At 31.5% G+C, this 17,380-nt stretch carries 15 protein-coding genes; 8 read left to right on the top strand and 7 right to left on the bottom strand.

What is annotated here, in order from left to right; all coding sequences use genetic code 11:
• The first annotated feature begins 133 nt into the window (after nucleotides 1–133).
• Entirely contained in the window at nucleotides 134–2,098 is a 1,965-nt protein-coding gene (locus tag ACYEKI_RS06560) for a DUF2075 domain-containing protein (protein ID WP_459210375.1), read from the top strand.
• A gap of 78 nt (nucleotides 2,099–2,176) precedes the next feature.
• On the opposite strand, the gene ACYEKI_RS06555 is transcribed toward ACYEKI_RS06560, so the two are convergent.
• A complete protein-coding gene (locus ACYEKI_RS06555) occupies nucleotides 2,177–3,070 on the bottom strand; it encodes a LysR family transcriptional regulator (RefSeq protein WP_459210374.1) in 894 nt (297 codons plus the stop codon).
• 135 nt (nucleotides 3,071–3,205) lie between these two features.
• Between ACYEKI_RS06555 and ACYEKI_RS06550 the strand changes: the two genes are divergently transcribed.
• The 6 genes from ACYEKI_RS06550 to ACYEKI_RS06525 all read left to right on the top strand — a co-directional run bounded on the left by ACYEKI_RS06550 (nucleotide 3,206) and on the right by ACYEKI_RS06525 (nucleotide 7,886).
• Nucleotides 3,206–3,598, top strand: a complete 393-nt coding sequence (locus ACYEKI_RS06550) for a rhodanese-like domain-containing protein (protein ID WP_459210373.1) — start codon at nucleotides 3,206–3,208, stop codon at nucleotides 3,596–3,598.
• A gap of 199 nt (nucleotides 3,599–3,797) precedes the next feature.
• Nucleotides 3,798–4,886 (top strand): helix-turn-helix domain-containing protein, encoded by a 1,089-nt coding sequence (locus ACYEKI_RS06545; RefSeq protein WP_459210372.1) that lies wholly within the window; start codon nucleotides 3,798–3,800, stop codon nucleotides 4,884–4,886.
• A gap of 128 nt (nucleotides 4,887–5,014) precedes the next feature.
• Entirely contained in the window at nucleotides 5,015–5,809 is a 795-nt protein-coding gene (locus ACYEKI_RS06540) for an SDR family NAD(P)-dependent oxidoreductase (RefSeq protein ID WP_459210371.1), read from the top strand.
• Nucleotides 5,802–6,779, top strand: coding sequence for an NAD-dependent epimerase/dehydratase family protein (locus ACYEKI_RS06535; protein ID WP_459210370.1), 978 nt, complete (start codon nucleotides 5,802–5,804; stop codon nucleotides 6,777–6,779). The genes ACYEKI_RS06540 and ACYEKI_RS06535 overlap by 8 nt, the downstream gene beginning before the upstream one ends.
• On the top strand, nucleotides 6,776–7,465 hold the full coding sequence (locus ACYEKI_RS06530; protein ID WP_459210369.1) for an SRPBCC family protein: 690 nt from the start codon (nucleotides 6,776–6,778) through the stop codon (nucleotides 7,463–7,465). Before ACYEKI_RS06535 ends, ACYEKI_RS06530 begins: the two co-directional genes overlap by 4 nt.
• Complete coding sequence (locus ACYEKI_RS06525; RefSeq protein WP_459210368.1) at nucleotides 7,440–7,886, top strand: DUF2062 domain-containing protein; 447 nt, start codon at nucleotides 7,440–7,442, stop codon at nucleotides 7,884–7,886. Before ACYEKI_RS06530 ends, ACYEKI_RS06525 begins: the two co-directional genes overlap by 26 nt.
• A 74-nt stretch (nucleotides 7,887–7,960) precedes the next feature.
• Here ACYEKI_RS06525 and ACYEKI_RS06520 read toward each other — a convergent pair whose 3' ends face one another.
• A complete protein-coding gene (locus ACYEKI_RS06520) occupies nucleotides 7,961–8,740 on the bottom strand; it encodes an enoyl-CoA hydratase/isomerase family protein (RefSeq protein ID WP_459210367.1) in 780 nt (259 codons plus the stop codon).
• A 25-nt stretch (nucleotides 8,741–8,765) separates the two neighbouring features.
• Nucleotides 8,766–10,211 (bottom strand): sensor histidine kinase, encoded by a 1,446-nt coding sequence (locus tag ACYEKI_RS06515; RefSeq protein ID WP_459210366.1) that lies wholly within the window; start codon nucleotides 10,209–10,211, stop codon nucleotides 8,766–8,768.
• Between the two features lie 109 nt (nucleotides 10,212–10,320).
• On the opposite strand from ACYEKI_RS06515, the gene ACYEKI_RS06510 reads away from it, so the two are divergent.
• Nucleotides 10,321–12,015, top strand: coding sequence for an ABC transporter ATP-binding protein (locus ACYEKI_RS06510; RefSeq protein ID WP_459210365.1), 1,695 nt, complete (start codon nucleotides 10,321–10,323; stop codon nucleotides 12,013–12,015).
• Between the two features lie 368 nt (nucleotides 12,016–12,383).
• Here the strand turns inward: ACYEKI_RS06510 and ACYEKI_RS06505 are convergent, their stop codons facing one another.
• From ACYEKI_RS06505 to ACYEKI_RS06490, 4 genes are all read right to left on the bottom strand, one after another.
• Nucleotides 12,384–12,947 (bottom strand): hypothetical protein, encoded by a 564-nt coding sequence (locus ACYEKI_RS06505; protein WP_459210364.1) that lies wholly within the window; start codon nucleotides 12,945–12,947, stop codon nucleotides 12,384–12,386.
• 59 nt (nucleotides 12,948–13,006) lie between these two features.
• Entirely contained in the window at nucleotides 13,007–13,387 is a 381-nt protein-coding gene (locus tag ACYEKI_RS06500; protein ID WP_459210363.1) for a hypothetical protein, read from the bottom strand.
• A gap of 26 nt (nucleotides 13,388–13,413) precedes the next feature.
• Nucleotides 13,414–14,247, bottom strand: a complete 834-nt coding sequence (locus ACYEKI_RS06495) for a class I SAM-dependent methyltransferase (RefSeq protein ID WP_459210362.1) — start codon at nucleotides 14,245–14,247, stop codon at nucleotides 13,414–13,416.
• Between the two features lie 921 nt (nucleotides 14,248–15,168).
• Nucleotides 15,169–17,127 carry an ATP-dependent DNA helicase gene (locus ACYEKI_RS06490; protein WP_459210361.1) on the bottom strand — a complete coding sequence of 653 codons (1,959 nt, stop codon included), beginning with the start codon at nucleotides 17,125–17,127 and terminating at the stop codon, nucleotides 15,169–15,171.
• Between the last annotated feature and the right edge of the window lie 253 nt (nucleotides 17,128–17,380).

Raw genomic sequence — 17,380 nt, 5'->3', positions numbered from 1 at the left:
TTCTAATACTCAAAGGAACTCTGAATCTATTATTATAGTATTTTTAGTTTTATTACACTTAATATTCTTTTTCTACTAGTAGCTATAAAATAAAAAACTAACTTACTTAAATTATTTAGCAACTAATAAACTAATGAATAGATCTTATTATAATAATACCATAAAAGAATTTATTTCAGAAGATAAAACTATCATTTTAGGCAAACTAAGTTTAAATCATTCTAACAGACAATTAGAAGATTTGCAAAAAAATGCTTGGCTCAAACAAATCGAAATATTAAAAGATCAATTAGCTTGTTTTAATGGTCAAATTTATTTTGAATTTGCTATTCCTAGAATGGGAAAACGTGTCGATAATATTATAATAATTGGAGATACAATATTTATAATTGAATTCAAAGTTAGTGATAAAAGCTTCGAAAATCATGCTAAAACTCAAGTAATAGATTATACTCTTGATTTAAAAAACTTCCATGAAGGAAGCCACTTTGCAAGATTAATTCCTGTTCTAGTTGTATCTAACGCAGTCGTTCAAGACAACGATATTTCAAAAATCACAGAATACAAAGATGTTCTTAAAGCTAATAAAAACAATTTGAAAGATGTCTTAAATTTATTTGTCGATAAATCACTGCATACAATAGATTTTAAATCATGGGAGAGTTCTATTTACAAACCTACACCAACAATTGTTGAAGCAGCACAAGCATTATACAAAGGTCATAATGTAAAAGAAATATCGAGATCCGACTCTGGAGCATTGAATTTAACAAAAACAGCCGATTGTCTTAATCAAATAATTGAGTTTACAAAAAAACATAATAACAAAACAATTTGCTTCGTTACTGGGGTTCCTGGGGCAGGAAAAACATTAGCTGGGCTTAATATTGCTAATGAAAGAATGAAAACAGATGAGGATGAGCATGCTGTTTTTCTTTCAGGAAACGGTCCTTTAGTAGATGTTCTTAGGGAAGCTTTATCTAGAGATTTAGTAAAAACTTCAAAAGAAAATGGTGAGCACATATTGAAACAAATTGCCAGACGTAAAACCAATACTTTTATACAAAACATACATCACTTTAGAGATGAATATTTAAGAAATCATATAGCGCCTATTGAAAAAGTAGTTGTTTTTGATGAGGCTCAAAGAGCTTGGAATAAAAAACAAGTAAGCTCTTTTATGAAGCGCAAAAAAGGAATTGAAAACTTTGAAATGTCTGAACCAGAATTCCTAATAGATGTAATGAATAGACATAAAGATTGGTGTACAATTATATGTTTAATTGGTGGCGGTCAAGAAATTAATACTGGCGAAGCTGGTTTAGAAGAATGGATTAATGCTTTCAAATCCAAATACTCAGACTGGAATATTCATTATTCAAATTTAATTACAGAAAGTAAAAACTATATTAGAGACGAAAATCAAAAAAACTGGCTAATTAATAATGCTAATTCACATACTGAATTACATTTATCGGTTTCAGTTCGGTCATTCAGGTCTGAGAAACTATCTTCTTTTGTCCATGAATTTCTAGACTTAGATATAAAAAAATCAAAAAAACTCTATCAAGAAATAAAAAATGATTTCCCTATTTTATTAACTCGCGATTTACATAAAGCAAAATCTTGGTTACGAGAACAAGCAAAAGGAAGTGAAAGAATAGGTTTGATCGCTTCTTCAGGAGCAAGAAGACTTAGATCATTAGGAATTGATGTTAAAAATGAAATTCATGCTCCTAATTGGTTTTTAAATAATGAAAACGATATACGATCTTCATACTTTTTAGAAGAAGTAGCCACCGAATTCGATATCCAAGGTTTAGAAATTGATTGGGCATGTTTGGCTTGGGGCGCTAATTTTTATATAAAAAACAATGCATGGGTATATCAAAATTTTAAAGGCAGTAAATGGCAAAACATCAATAAAGAAGTTAGTAAAGAGTATCTAAAAAACACTTATAGAGTATTATTAACAAGAGCAAGACAAGGGCTTATTATTTATATCCCAATAGGTTCTAAGATCGACCAAACTAGACCCAATGAATTTTATGACAAAACTTGGGAATACCTAAAAACAATAGGGTTAAAAGAAATTTAATTAGCTTATAGTATTAAATCTTTATATCTAGCTAATATTTTGATAATATCATTTTTCTTATTCACTTAAAACAAAATCCTACATCTCTCTTAGACAATACTCTTTAAAATTCAACACAAAATCGTTTATATACTTTTTGTTTTTATCAGCTTGTCTAGTGACCAAATAATGTGTTCGTTTTAAGCCGTGTTTACCTATCCTTTTAAACACTAAATCAGTTGATAGCTTAAACGATTTTAAAGCCCATCTAGGCACACACATAATTCCCATATTGGCAGTTACCATCTCTAGCGCGACTTCGGTTAATGGAATAGCCGAGATGTTATTAGGTGTAATACGATTGAGTTTTAAAAAATGCTCGTAAACAGCAACTGTTTCTAATGGAAAGGAATGAATAATCAAATGAGTGTTTAAAAAATGATGTGCTTCGACATAATCATAGCTATTTAATTCATTTTCGTTATGACATACCACAACGATCTCATCTTCATAAATCGCTGTACTTAATAATGTTTCGTGAATAGGCTTTGTTGTCACTATAGCTATGTCAATTTCGTTTGCTACTATTTTGGGTATAGGTTGATGTGTAGCTTCTAGAATTAGTTCAACATCTATTTCAGGATATAGCATTCCCATTTTTTGAATAAACGAAGATAACCCTTGATAAAAGGAATAACATTCTGTACTTACCTTAATAGTACCTACAGAGCCTTTTTGCAATTGCTGTAATGTGTGAACGCCTTTTTCTATACTGTTTATGACTTCACATGCAATTTTATAAAACTCCTTCCCTTCTTCAGTTAAGTTCCATTTATTACGAGTTCTGTGAAATACTTTAAACCCCAAACCTGTTTCTAACTCTCTTAATTGATGACTTAAGGCTGATTGCGTCAAAAACAGTTTTTCTGAAGAATTGGCTATACTTCCTTCTTCTACTATGGTTTTTACGAGTTTAAAAAATTTCACTTCCATAAGTATAAAGATACATTAATTGCAGCCTCTAGTATTTGAAAATATTTCAACTAAGCTTGAATAGCATTCACGTATTATTCTAACAAATTATGTTATCGCTATATAATTTTGCTTACGATTTAAAACCTTAAAACAATGCAACAACAAATTGAATTTTACGAAAACAAATTAGCTTACGAAATGGATGCTTCTGATCTTTATGAAGCTTTTGAAAACAGTACTACCTATATCGCTCTAGACACACGACAATCATTTGGTTATGAAAAAGAACATATCCCAACCGCAATACATCTGCCGCATAGAGAAATGACAGCAGAAAGCACTAAACATCTAGACAAGTCCAAAATCTATGTTTGTTACTGCGATGGAATTGGTTGTAACGCCTCTACAAAAGGTGCTTTAAAAATGACCAAACTAGGCTTTAAAGTCAAAGAATTATTGGGCGGAATTGAATGGTGGAAATTTGATGGTTATGCTACAGCAGGTACTCACTCTAGTCAAGGTAGTCTATTTGAATGTGCTTGTTAAATTAAAAGATTTTACTATACATGAAGTTCATGTGCTACTAAAAAATATGATACTATACCTCTTTACAATTTTTAAAAATCTTATTGATAATTTGCCATAACAATTCATAAATTCTTCTTTCAAAAGTTTATTTCAGTTGTAAAAGCCATACTTTTACAACTGAATCATCGTTTTTCTTATAAATCAATTTTGATCTTTAATGCTGGCACAAGTTACAGGAGCTTTTATTTTTTCTTCTTTAGTTTTACTTACGTTTATTTTTATTGCCAATCCTTTAAAAGTAAATAGTAAAGCTAATCTTTGGTTTGGTATGTATCTATTTTTATGGGGGTCATTTTGGTTTGAAGAAGCCGCTTTTTTATTAGGTTTTCTTGACTTTAAAATAAGTTCGAATGCTTTTCTAGCATTACTTCAGTTTTTAACACCTATTACCTTTTATATTTCGATCGCTTATTTTACTAATCCTAATTTTGCTTTTGATAGTTCTTCTTTAAAACTACTACCACTTCCGATACTCTATTTAATACTATCGATACTAACCATCTATACAAATCATGATTTAAAACTAATGCTATTAATACTCATGATTTTGCATTCTATCTTATTTTCAATAATATCCATTCTTAAGATACGGAAGCACCAACGAAAAATTCAGCTTTTTGCATCTAATACTTCTGAAATAGATCTTAAATGGCTAGAGTACTTAAGTATTATTTCACTCGTTAATTTGGCTTTGGCAGTTTATTTTAACATCATATATTACAATACTCCACTAAATAGTTATATGAATTTTGCTGTCTTGGTATTAATTTATTTAACCGCTTATTATGGATTAAAACAGAAAGAAGTTTTTCCTGTAGATCGTCAAGAACGTAACGAAACGCTTGCACTAGAAATTGATCAACCTTCTCTTACCGAGAAAAGGCAATTATTATCTAATGAACGAATCATAGAGCTCAAAAGTGAATTGACAAAATTGATGGAAAAAGAAGCTCCTTTTTTGCAAGACGAAATCAATTTATCCAGTCTAGCCAATGCTCTTAATATAACTGCACATCAACTTTCTTATCTTTTAAATAATGGTTTTAATCAAAACTTTTTTCAATTTATCAATACCTATAGAGTAGAAAGAGCTAAACAATTACTCTTGAACAATCAAGAAAATAAGTTATCCATTTTAGGTATTGCTTTTGAATCTGGGTTTAAATCTAAAACATCATTCAACACCACCTTTAAAAAAATCACAGGACTTACGCCTAGTCAATTTAAAAAAAGTTCGAACTTATAAAATAGAACTCAAGCCCCATCCAACACATTAGTAAGCAAACACTTAAAAGTTGTTCAACTTTATAAAACCAACCATTTAAACCGTTACTCCACTCTACTTTTGCCTTCAGAATTTTAAACATAATAGAAGTGTCTGGAGTATCAAAAAAAACATATGCAGTTGTTACTGGTGCTAGTCAGGGTTTAGGAAAAGCTTTTGCACTTGCATTAGCCAAAAGGAATATCCCTCTAATCTTAATAAGCTTGCCAGGACAGAACCTCATCCCATTTGCTAATCATTTACGCAGTACATATCCTATAGCTGTGCGTTATTTTGAAACTGACTTTGCAAATGATCATAATATTCTTGCCGTAACACAATGGATCAATAACAACTATAACGTTCATATCTTAATCAATAATGCAGGAACAGGTGGTTCTAGACAGTTTGATAAGGTGTCCTTACATTATATCAATACCATAATTCAAGTTAATGTAAAAGCTACTTCATTATTAACTCATCAATTGTTACCTAATCTACAGCAACAAAAACAATCTTATATTCTTAATGTTTCTAGTATTGCTGCGTTTTCTCCTGTAGGTTATAAAACAGTATATCCAGCATCAAAGACGTTTATTCATTCTTTTTCAATAGGTCTAGCCGAAGAGTTAAAAGATTCTAATGTATCGGTTAGTGTAATTAATCCCGGAGCTATGAAAACAAATCCCGAAATAGCTAAACGAATCGAGAAACAAGGTACTTTGGGCAAATTGACTTTATTAGATCCTAACAAAGTTGCCGAATTCTCTTTAAATCGTATGTTTAAAAAAGAAACAGTCATATTACTTAATCCTATCAGCTGGTTTATATCAAAACTGCTACCTAACTGGATTAAAGTACCTATGATGACTCGTGTAATTAAACGAGAAGTTACACATGAATAATATTTTTGTTACCGGTATCAATGGTTTATTAGGTACCAATCTTAGTCACGAATTACTACATCAAGGGTATCATGTAAAAGGATTAGTTAGAAAACTATCGTCTTATAAAGGCAATACACATAAGAACCTACAATTGATACAAGGTACTTTGTTTGACAACTTTGTCGATCAATTAGAGCATATTGATTGTGTGATTCATGCTGCTGCTGTTACCGATCAGAGTTTATATAATTATGATTCATACTGGCAGATCAATTATAACGCTACTATACAATTGTTTCATGCTGCGATAAAAGCAAAAGTCAAAAAATTCATTTTTGTAAGTACAGCAAATACTATAGGTTATGGTACTAAAGAAACCTCAGGAAATGAAAAATACACAATTAAAGCTCCTTTTAACACTTCTTTTTATGCCAAAAGTAAGCTTGAAGCCGAGCACTATTTATTACAACATAATCATGATATAGAGGTCATTATTATCAACCCTACATTTATGTTAGGTCCCTATGATACTAAACCTAGCTCTGGTAAAATCATATTTATGGGCTGGAAGAAAAGAATAATTTTTTATCCTCCAGGTGGTAAAAATTTTGTTCACGTTAAAGATGTTGCCAAAGGTATCATCAAGAGCATAATCAAAGGTAAAAACGGTGAAAAATACCTTATAGCAAATAAAAATCTCACTTATCAGGAGTTCTTTAAACGTATAAACACACTTGCGTTTCAAAAACCTATCCTGATTCCTATCCCTAAACGTTGCTTTTATCTAGCGGGAATTATAGGTGATTTACTTAGACTATTAAAAATAAATACTAATCTATCTAGTAACAATATGAAAGCACTATGCATTCATAATTACTTTTCTAATACAAAATCTGTACAACAACTAGATATGACATATTTATCTATTGATACCGCTATTCTAGATGCTATTCAATACTTCTCTATCACAAAAAGAAAAAAAGCATGAATCGTTTTGTTATTTTATCCTTGATAATGAGTATTTCATTCTTTAATACTGTTTATACTCAGCAACATTCTTTAGATCATATCACTTCGCTCCATCAATTAACTACGCTATCTCAAAAAGGCGATTGGAAAATTGCTAAACAAAAAGACGGCGTATCTATAAAGTACAGAACACTTCGCTTTAAAAACAGCTTAAAAACAAGAGAATTGTCTATTGATTTTACAGTTTCTTCTGCTACAGATAGTATTCTTCATTATATAAAATCTCCTCTTAAGATTCAGCAGTGGAATAAGAACTTTCGTGAGATCGATATACTTCAAGATCAAGATTCTACTTGGATTTCGCATACGTTATATGATATTCCTTATCCTTTTTCACAACAGGATTTAGTTGCTTTACATGAAATAAAAAACACAGATACCGCTGTATATATATCATCCCGAGCTAAACCTGATTATATTCCATTATTAAAAGATACTACTCGTGAAAAGTTTCATTTTGAACAATGGAAAATCACGCCATTATCAGGTCATAAAACTGCCGTTACTTTTTCTGTAGTTTCTATAGCTAGCTCTAATATCCCAAGATTTATAAAAGATCCTATCATTCAACAACGGCTTTTAAACTCTTTTCTCAATTTAAAAAATGCATTAAACCACGATGAAAAATCCGATTCAGATTTTTAAAAAGTTATTTACCATAAATGATACCCCAGAGCTCGTTGCAAAAGGGTTTGCTATGGGCTCTTTTATTGGTATGATTCCTATTCCTGGGTTTCAAGTCTTTGTTGCTTATTTTTTAGCATCGGTATTTAAAATCAATAAATCTGCTGCTTGTATTGCTGTTTTTAATACCAACTTGCTTACTGGCCCTTTTATTTTTGCCTTTAATTATTGGTTAGGCAAAACCATTTTGGGAATATCTTCTTCTTTTGTTATTCCTCAAAAAATTGAGTTAAGCTTTATCACAACCATCATTTCATCTGGTGCAGATGTTTACCTGTCTTTAATTGTAGGTGGTTTAATTACAGGAATATTTACTGCCTTAATCTCTTATCCTCTTATAAAAAGATATACGATATATAGACAATCACATACAAAACAATAATGCTTCTAGTTATACACAAAATACGCCCCAATTGCTTGAAGCGTATCTTGTGTATTTCTAAAAAATGATATTATTTATTTTCCTGGAAATGCTGGTTTTCTTTTTTCTAAAAAGGCTGTAGTTCCTTCTTTAAAATCTGCTGTACCAAAACATTTACCAAACTCTTCTATCTCTGTTGTAAATCCATTAACACCATCTTCATAACACGCATTTACAGCTTTGATTGCTGCACCTATAGCTACAGATGAATTACGCATAATTTTTCCTGCTAATTTTTCTGCTAGTGGTATTAATTCTTCTTGAGTTACAACGTGATTTACCAATCCATAACGTTCTGCTGTTGCAGCATCGATCATTCCTGCTGTCATCACTAACTCCATTGCTCTTCCTTTACCAATAAGTTGAGGTAAACGCTGTGTACCTCCATAACCAGGAATCACTCCTAATGACACTTCTGGTAATCCCATTTTTGCATTATCGCTAGCAATTCTAAAATGTGCTGCCATAGCCAATTCTAATCCACCACCCAAGGCAAATCCATTTACTGCTGCAATTACTGGAGTACTTAAGTTTGCTACTACATCAAATAATAATTCTTGTCCGTTTGCTGCCAGAGCACCTCCTTGCTCAACAGAAAAATCGGCAAACTCACTTATATCTGCTCCTGCTACAAATGCTTTTTCTCCACTACCTGTAATGATAATTACTTTTGTAGCCTGATCTTCATCTGCTGCTTTAAACGCTTGATGTAATTCTTGTATCGTTTCTTTATTTAATGCATTTAATTTTGATGGACGATTAATAGTAATTGTCGTTATGCCGTTATTTTGTGCGGTTAGAATATTAGTATACATAAATTCTCTAGTTTTTCTTAGAATATTATTCTTTAGGAAAAGAAACTTTAAATACCGTTCCTTTATCTTCTACAGAGGTAAAGGTAATATTTCCTTTATAGGTTTCCACAATATTTTTTACCATAGCTAACCCAAGTCCCATTCCGCTTGTCTTTGTTGTGAATTTTGGTTCAAAAACCTTCTTTTTATTTTCATCACTAATACCTATCCCGTTATCTGCTACGGTAATGCAAACGTGATCTCCTTCTTCAGTTACATTAACTAATATCTTAGGTACCCTATCCTCTGGAATGGCTTGAATTCCGTTTTTAACTAGATTCGTTACAACACGAATTAATTGTGTACGATCAAACTTAGCAATTACTTGTTCTCCTGTAGACGGAAATGCGATATAACCTTCATTAAAGATATCTAATGCTAACCCCACGATCTTAACTACATCAAGTGTCTCGCTTTTTTGTGCAGGCATCTTTGCAAAATTTGAAAATGCCGAAGCTATAGAACTCATCGTATCGATTTGCTGAATCAAGGTATCACTATATTCTTTTAGTTTTTGATTGATATTAGGATCTGTTGGGTCAAACTTGCGATGAAAACTCTGTACCGTCAATCGCATAGGAGTTAATGGATTTTTAATCTCATGTGCTACTTGTTTTGCCATTTCGCGCCAAGCGGCTTCTCTTTCATTTTTGGCTAGCATGGCAGCACTTTCCTCTAGTTCATCAATCATACTATTATATGCACTCACCAGCGTATAAATCTCTTCGCTCACATTGTCTAAAGCTATACGCTTATTGCGTTTGTCTAGACGTGTTTGATCTATGGTTTCTGTAATCGTTTTTAAAGATCTTGTAATATATTTTGATAAGAAATACGCCATAGCTATCGCTATTAATAGCATAAATAGATACACCTCAGCTAATCTTCTTAAAAACTCATCTAGCTCTCTCGTTATAAAATCGTCATCTTGTAAATATGGTAGATTTAAAATCGCCAGTGGCTTTGCTTTGCTATCAGAAATATAAGTATATGATGTTTGAAACTTTTTCCCATCCTTTTCAAAGCGAACAATATAACGTTTGTTATATAATGATTCTAGCTCATAAATAATGTTTTTAGGAATCGTTTCTCCGTTATTTACAAATGTCCCTTTGGATTTGATCAATAGGTTCCCGTCTAGGTCATAGATTTTAATAGGAAGGTTATGTATTTCTGAAAGTTCAAATATTTTCTCTTTGAATATCAACGGAATTTTATTTGTACTAACCTCATACGTAGTATATCTCAAGGTATAATCGATACTTTTTTTAATCGCTTCTTCTTTACGCGCTAAGCGCTCTTTGTGATATTCTTCGGCTTCTTCTTTGTATTGTAATACCGATACTCCTGCTATTAAAATTGACGCCACAAGGATTAGTAACGTCATCGTAATAAATATACGTGTGCGTAAAGAAAGTTTAGATAAGGTCATGTAGTAAAAATCTATTCATTATCGTAAAAATAGCAAATATCACACCAATTCTTTAGCATCTATATTTTATAAGCTATTTATATTCTCCAAATTTTATTTAGTTTTGAATATGGAGCAGTCACCACTATTAAGCATACAAGATTTGTCCCTTTCTTTTAAAAACGAAGGTGGATATACAAAAGTTCTTCACAATGTATCTTTTAAGGTTTTCCCTAATCAAATTTTAGGGATTGTAGGAGAATCTGGTAGTGGTAAATCTGTAACATCTCTAGCTACTCTGGGCTTATTGCCTAAAAAAACAGCTAAAATTACCTCGGGTAGTATTAGCTATAAAGAACAAGAACTCACCACACTTACTGCAAAGGAGTTTCGTAAACTTAGAGGTAATGAAATCGCTATGATTTTTCAAGAACCTATGAGTTCGCTTAATCCTTCTATGCGATGTGGTTTACAAGTGTTCGAAATTTTAAGACAACACACTCAACTTTCTAAAACCGAAGCCAAAGCTGAGGTTTTAAGCCTATTTGAAAAAGTAAAACTTCCTGATATTGATAGGGCCTATAATGCGTATCCTCATCAATTAAGTGGCGGACAAAAGCAACGTATTATGATTGCTATGGCCATTGCTTGTAAACCGCAATTACTTATTGCAGACGAACCCACTACAGCACTAGATGTTACTGTTCAAAAAGAAATTATCGCTTTATTAAAAGAGTTACAAAAGGATAGTGCAATGAGCATTATTTTTATTTCTCATGATCTAGCTCTTATGTCAGAAATAGCAGATCAAGTGGTGGTGATGTATAAGGGTAAAGTTGTTGAGTATGATACTGCTCAAACGGTATTTACTTCTCCGCAACAAAAATATACGCAAGCCTTAATCAATGCACGTCCATCACTAGCTGTTCGTTTAAAACGTTTACCTACTATCGATAACTATCTCGATACGTCAACTCCTTTTGTTGAAGAGGTTATTACTACGACGCAACGTAAAGCTGTTCATGAAAAATTATACAACAATCCTCCTTTATTAGAGGTCGTAGATGTATCAAAATCTTATTTTTCTAATGTAGGTTGGTTTGACCAAAAAGAATTTAAAGCTGTTGATACGGTATCTTTTACATTATATGAAGGAGAAACACTAGGACTTGTAGGAGAATCTGGATGCGGAAAATCTACCTTAAGTAATGTTATTCTTCAATTAGATCAGGCTACAAGCGGACATATTTTTTATAAAGGTAAAGATCTTACCACCTTATCGCCTCAGGAAATACGTCATCTACGAAAGGAAGTACAGTTGATTTTTCAAGATCCTTTTGCTTCTTTAAATCCAAAACTCACTATAGGTAATGCCATTATGGAACCTATGATTGTACATCGTCTTTATGATAATAATGTGACTAGGAAACAAAAAGTAATCGAGTTATTAGAACGTGTGGGGTTAACTGAAGCGCATTTTGATCGTTATCCCCATGAGTTTAGTGGTGGACAACGACAACGTATAGGTATTGCTCGTACCATTGCATTACAGCCTAAACTTATTATTTGTGACGAATCTGTAAGTGCTCTTGATATTTCTGTACAAGCACAGGTATTAAATCTTCTTAACGAACTTAAAGAAGGTTACGGATTTACATATATCTTTATATCTCATGATCTAGCCGTAGTAAAATATATGGCAGATCAACTCCTTGTAATGAATAAAGGACAGGTAGAAGAACTGGGAGATGCAGATGATATCTATCAACACCCAAATAGTGAGTATACCAAAAACTTAATTTCGGCTATACCTAAAGGAATTTAAAAAATACTTATGCTATTAAAAATACTTTCTTTGCTAAATATAAGCAGTTAGCTATCAGTTCAAAAGTTGGTCTTATAGTGCTTTGAATTCTATCTATTAAAGTTTTCATTGTGGGGTATGAGAATTATTACTATTAATGTGTTTATTTTTTCGAAGCACTAATATGCAATTTTTTTTTGATAAAAAACGTTGAACTACTCAAAAATTCGACATAAAACATCACTTTTAACATTTTAAAAACAGCTTATAACCCACTCTACCACATAACCTTAATGTTTATACGGGTTTTGATTACTTTTTTTCTTACGTTTATCCTACAAGGCTTTCTTTTAGTAAGAAATGTGATCCCACCTCTTTTCACTAATCACCTATAAATCACCCTGATGCTTTTTATATAGCTCTATTGCCTTTATATAATCTATAGCACCTTTCATACTTAAATCATTAATAAACCCATCTAATTCTGGATGGTGTAATTTAATCCAGCTAACAAGTGCTTCTTTTTCTTTTTCCCATACATCCCAATTTACATCAATACAATCTAAAGTTTCTATACGTCTTATTTTTCCAGATTTAAAATAGAAAGCATAGTTACAGGTAAATGGATTATTTTTTAAAAACTCAAATTTAACAGATGTCATAGCAACAGTAGCAATACTATGTTCTCCCTGATTTTTTAATTCGATTATCTTATAAGTTGGCTTAAATACAGAATCCCATTTAAACTGTTTATAAAAACTCTTAGATGTAAATGGCATCTTATGATCTCCCTCAATAATAATAAGGCTATCAGATATCACTTCTTTTATTTGATTATAATCAGCATTATTAAAGCCATTATAATATGTGATCACTTTTTCTTCTCTATTATTTTTTCGTTCTGCACAACTCACTATTAACAATAGTGTAACTATAACTAAAAGTTTTTTCATCGGGTTCTTTTGATAAATTATTGTAAATCAATTTGATTTTTTTCTTAATATGGTGATTCTTATCTACTACGAGTCACTATGCTTACTATCTTATTTAGTGTTTCTAGAGCATCAAACCATTCAAGAGGATATCCATTACCTAATTCGTCTTTCCAGTTTTTATCAATTAATCTTTTAGCATAATCCTCTGCCTTCAATCCCTCGTGATCAAGTATATTTTTATCTGCTCCGTTAGCTATTAAAAAATCAACCATGTTTAAAATGGCTTTAGCACTATTATGATCCCCAAACAGATCTGGGGTTACTGCTATCATAAGTGGTGTTGTTCCATTACTAAATCGATGATTAATATCAAATTCTTTAAGAAAAACAGCTACTTTCTCCGTACTACAGTAATATGAAATAGCTTTAATAAAATCTTGTTCTTTTTCCTTATTCATTATTAGTATATACGATCTAGGAATAGTTACTGTTTTTTTAAAATATAAAAATTCTCATTCAATATCAGTTCTTTACCTTGTTTAACTGCATTGTTATATTTTGCAGAAAGACTAAAATAATCCTGATGGTCAATCAACTTATAATTCTTTATCGTTTGGTAATATTCATCTTCGATCGTTTGGAAGTCATTCTCATTAGTTTTAGCCACTTTTTTATTAAAAAAGCTTATTAAGTTTTTAAATGCTACAGTTTCTTTTAAGGTATCTGGAAAAGATGCACTACCTACATAATCCCCTTTATGCTGTATTAAATCAAAAAAATTAAACAGTCTATCAGTTTCTTCCTTATCCAAAAAAAACAAAACTCCTTCTATAAGAATAAAACTAGGCTTAGAAGTTACTATTGAAGTGATTTCTTGTAATAATGTGTCTTTATAATTAGTACTAAAATCAACGCCTATAAACCGAATATCTCTTTTAGGTAATTCCTTATTTTTTTGCCATTGTTCTAGTTTCTTTTTCTTGTACTCAACTATTTCAGGTTTATCAATTTCTATATGCAGCAAGTTTTCGTTAAGCAAAAAGGGATACATGCTAAATCCACTTCCAAAATTGATAAGTACTTCGATCTTTTCTTGTGCTACCAATTCTTTTATTGCTTCTAGAAAATATCTATTTCGTAAACAATGTGTATATGTTTCTTCAGAAGAAACTTGACTAAGATATTCTTCAATCCATTTTTCGGTTTTTGAATTGTGCCATAATTTCGAAAATGTATCCTGACTTAATTTTTCATCAAAAGCTCTAAACGACGAAGTAACAAAGGCCGTTTCATGTATTTCTATGTTTTTCTCTTCCATTGTTAATACCATTCAATAATCATACTCCATTAGGTGTATTTCTCGTGTATTGTTTATAAATCTAAAAAAATCTTAGCGAACTCTTCTCTATATAATTACAGTATTGCAGTCTTTTCAGTAGTTTATAAGATAATTCTCCCAAAAGTGATACTTATGATAAATAACTTTTGCATCGTTATGGAGTCCATCTCGAGACTAGAATCTCTTCCTGCATCATTGCAGAGTCAATCTCAAGACTAGAATTCCTTCCTGCGTCGTTGCAGAGCTAATCTCAAGACTATATTTCCTTCATGCGTCGTTGCAGAGCCAATCTCAAGGCTATAATTCTTTCCTGCGTCATTGCAGAGCCAATCTCAACACTATATTTCCTTCCTGTGTCATTGCAGAGCCAATCTCAAGACTAGAATTCCTTCCTGCGTCATTGCAGAGCCAATCTCAACACTATATTTCCTTCCTGTGTCATTGCAGAGCCAATCTCAAGACTAGAATTCCTTCCTGCGTCATTGCAGAGCCAATCTCAACACTATATTTCCTTCCTGTGTCATTGCAGAGCCAATCTCAAGACTAGAATTCCTTCCTGCGTCATTGCAGAGCCAATCTCAACACTATATTTCCTTCCTGTGTCATTGCAGAGCCAATCTCAAGACTAGAATTCCTTCCTGCGTCATTGCAGAGCCAATCTCAACACTATATTTCCTTCCTGTGTCATTGCAGAGCCAATCTCAAGACTAGAATTCCTTCCTGCGTCATTGCAGAGCCAATCTCAAGACTATATTTCCTTCATGCAACGGTTGCGGCACTATCGTAAATACTGGGCTAAGCGATTTTTGATGTGGAATTTAGAAGTGTTACTTCGAGTGATCTTATCGCTTTAGAGAGGTCCTATTTTACAATAATGGTCATTGTTATATATAATCATTATTAAAATTTTCGTTGATACCATTTCAAATTGCTTAGGCGTTCAATTTCTTCTTTTTGCGCGTCAATCCTTTTATCTTGTTCTTTTAATCGATTTTCTAACCTTTCGTTTGCTCTTTTCCGTCTATTAATTTCTTCACGTTGACAATCTTTATCTTTTATTAAACGAGATAATTTATTCTTTATATCAATTAATTCTAAAGATAATTTTGTTTTTGAATTCAGTAATAGGCTAATTTTTTTTTCGTCTTTTTCGTTTTTTCTATATAATTTATGCCATTTTCCAAAATAATTTTTCTTTTCGTTTTTTAATCTCTTTATAGAGTTTTCTAACTCAATAATTTCTTTATTTAAATTTTCAATTTCTTTAGAATTAATGTTTTCTCTTAAGATTCTATCCAAGCTCGTTTTCTTAGATACTAATTTTGATGCAGATATTGTAATAAACCTTTGAAAACCTTCTGTTTCTATGTCATTTCTATATTTTAAGGCTTTCTTGAAATTTAAAAAAGCATGTTCTATATTTCCTTTATCAAATTTTTCTCTTGCTTTTTTATAATAAAAGTCAGCTTTACCTGTATTAAGCTGTTGAGTAATTAATGTTTCTGGTGTCTCATTATTGGCAAATTCAATTACCCTTGGGTCAGTTTTTATTGCTCCAGAATGAAGTTGTGTTTTTAATACAAGGCCATTAAAGGATGTACAGCGACTAAGTGCAACATATACTTGTCCAGGTGCAAAAGCACCGCTAAGATCAGCTATTACCTTTTCAAACGTTAAGCCTTGGCTTTTATGAACAGTTATCGCCCAAGCAAGTTTAATAGGAAACTGCTCAAAAGACCCAATCACCTCTTCTTCAATACTTTTCATCTCCTTATTATACGTGTATTTTATATTTTGCCATGTTGCCATTTCTACCTCAACTTCTTGCTCATTATCAAAAACCACAATTATTTTACCTTTTTTAAGCTCTTTGATTTTTCCGATCTTTCCATTATAGTACCTTCTACGATCACCACTGTCATTTTTTATAAACATTATTTGAGCTCCGACTTTCAAATGTAAATAATGGTCGGTTGGTTTCATTTTATCTGGAAAGATATTAGTTATTTTAGCCTCAAAAGTAAATTGTTCATTTTCAATTTGATTCAATCTTGTTAGATTGGTTTCGTTCACAATTTTATTATGAGTTGCAAGAATTATGTAATCGCTACCATTAGCCGAAAAAGTTGGGTTATACTTTAAGTTTAAAGCCTGAAAATCATTTGGTCTAACTTGGTTAATTCGAACTCTATTCAATAAATCAATAAACTCTTGTTCATTTTGTCTATATATTTTTTTTAGTTCAATGTATACAGGTTTTTCATTCTCAATTACTTTAGCACTAAAGAAAAAAGGTGTCTTATAGAATTGAGATAAAATATTCCATTCTTCCCTGTTTGCTATTGGAGGTAATTGGAAAGTATCACCTATCAAAATAACCTGAACACCTCCAAATGGGAAATTTGGTTTTTTACGAAATACTCTAAGAATTTTGTCAATCACATCTAAAACATCACAGCGAACCATTGAAATTTCATCAATAATTAATAATTCTAAGTTCTCAATGATATCTCTCTTTTCCTTTTGATACTTAAATGTATCATAGATAGTTTCTTTTCTTTCAGTTCCAAATGAACTTGTCCTAAGTCGTATATCATTTGGCAAAAAAGGTCCAAAAGAAATCTGAAAAAAGGAATGAATTGTTACCCCACCAGCATTTATAGCTGCGACTCCTGTCGGTGCTAAAACAACGATATTTTTATCGGTAATCTTTTTGATATACTTCAAAAAAGTGGTTTTACCAGTACCAGCTTTTCCAGTCAAATAAATTAACTTATCTGTATGCTTGACAAATTCAGCTGCATTGTTAAATTCAGCATTATCTTTATCAAGTTCTATGCTGTCTATTTTAACACTCATTTCTTTTCTACTTATATTTAAACGATTATATATCCGATTACCCAATCAAATATACTTATTCCCACAAGTTCTTTCAATTTAGTTAATCTCCTTGTATAAAGCTATATAAACGTTGAAAAATCGATAAACGACCGTAACTTATTTTTGAATTTGTAAAAATTCACTGTACTTGTTTTTATATATTGAGGTTATTATAAAAGTAATTATGATAGTGTGGTTATTTTTATCCCGTGTTGTGCTGTGATACTTATTC

Source organism: Aquimarina rhabdastrellae (genome assembly GCA_947387485.1).
In the GTDB taxonomy this organism is placed as follows: Bacteria; Bacteroidota; Bacteroidia; order Flavobacteriales; family Flavobacteriaceae; genus Aquimarina.
The sequence above is the reverse complement of the archived record's forward strand: the minus strand, read 5'-3'. Positions and strand labels throughout refer to the sequence as shown.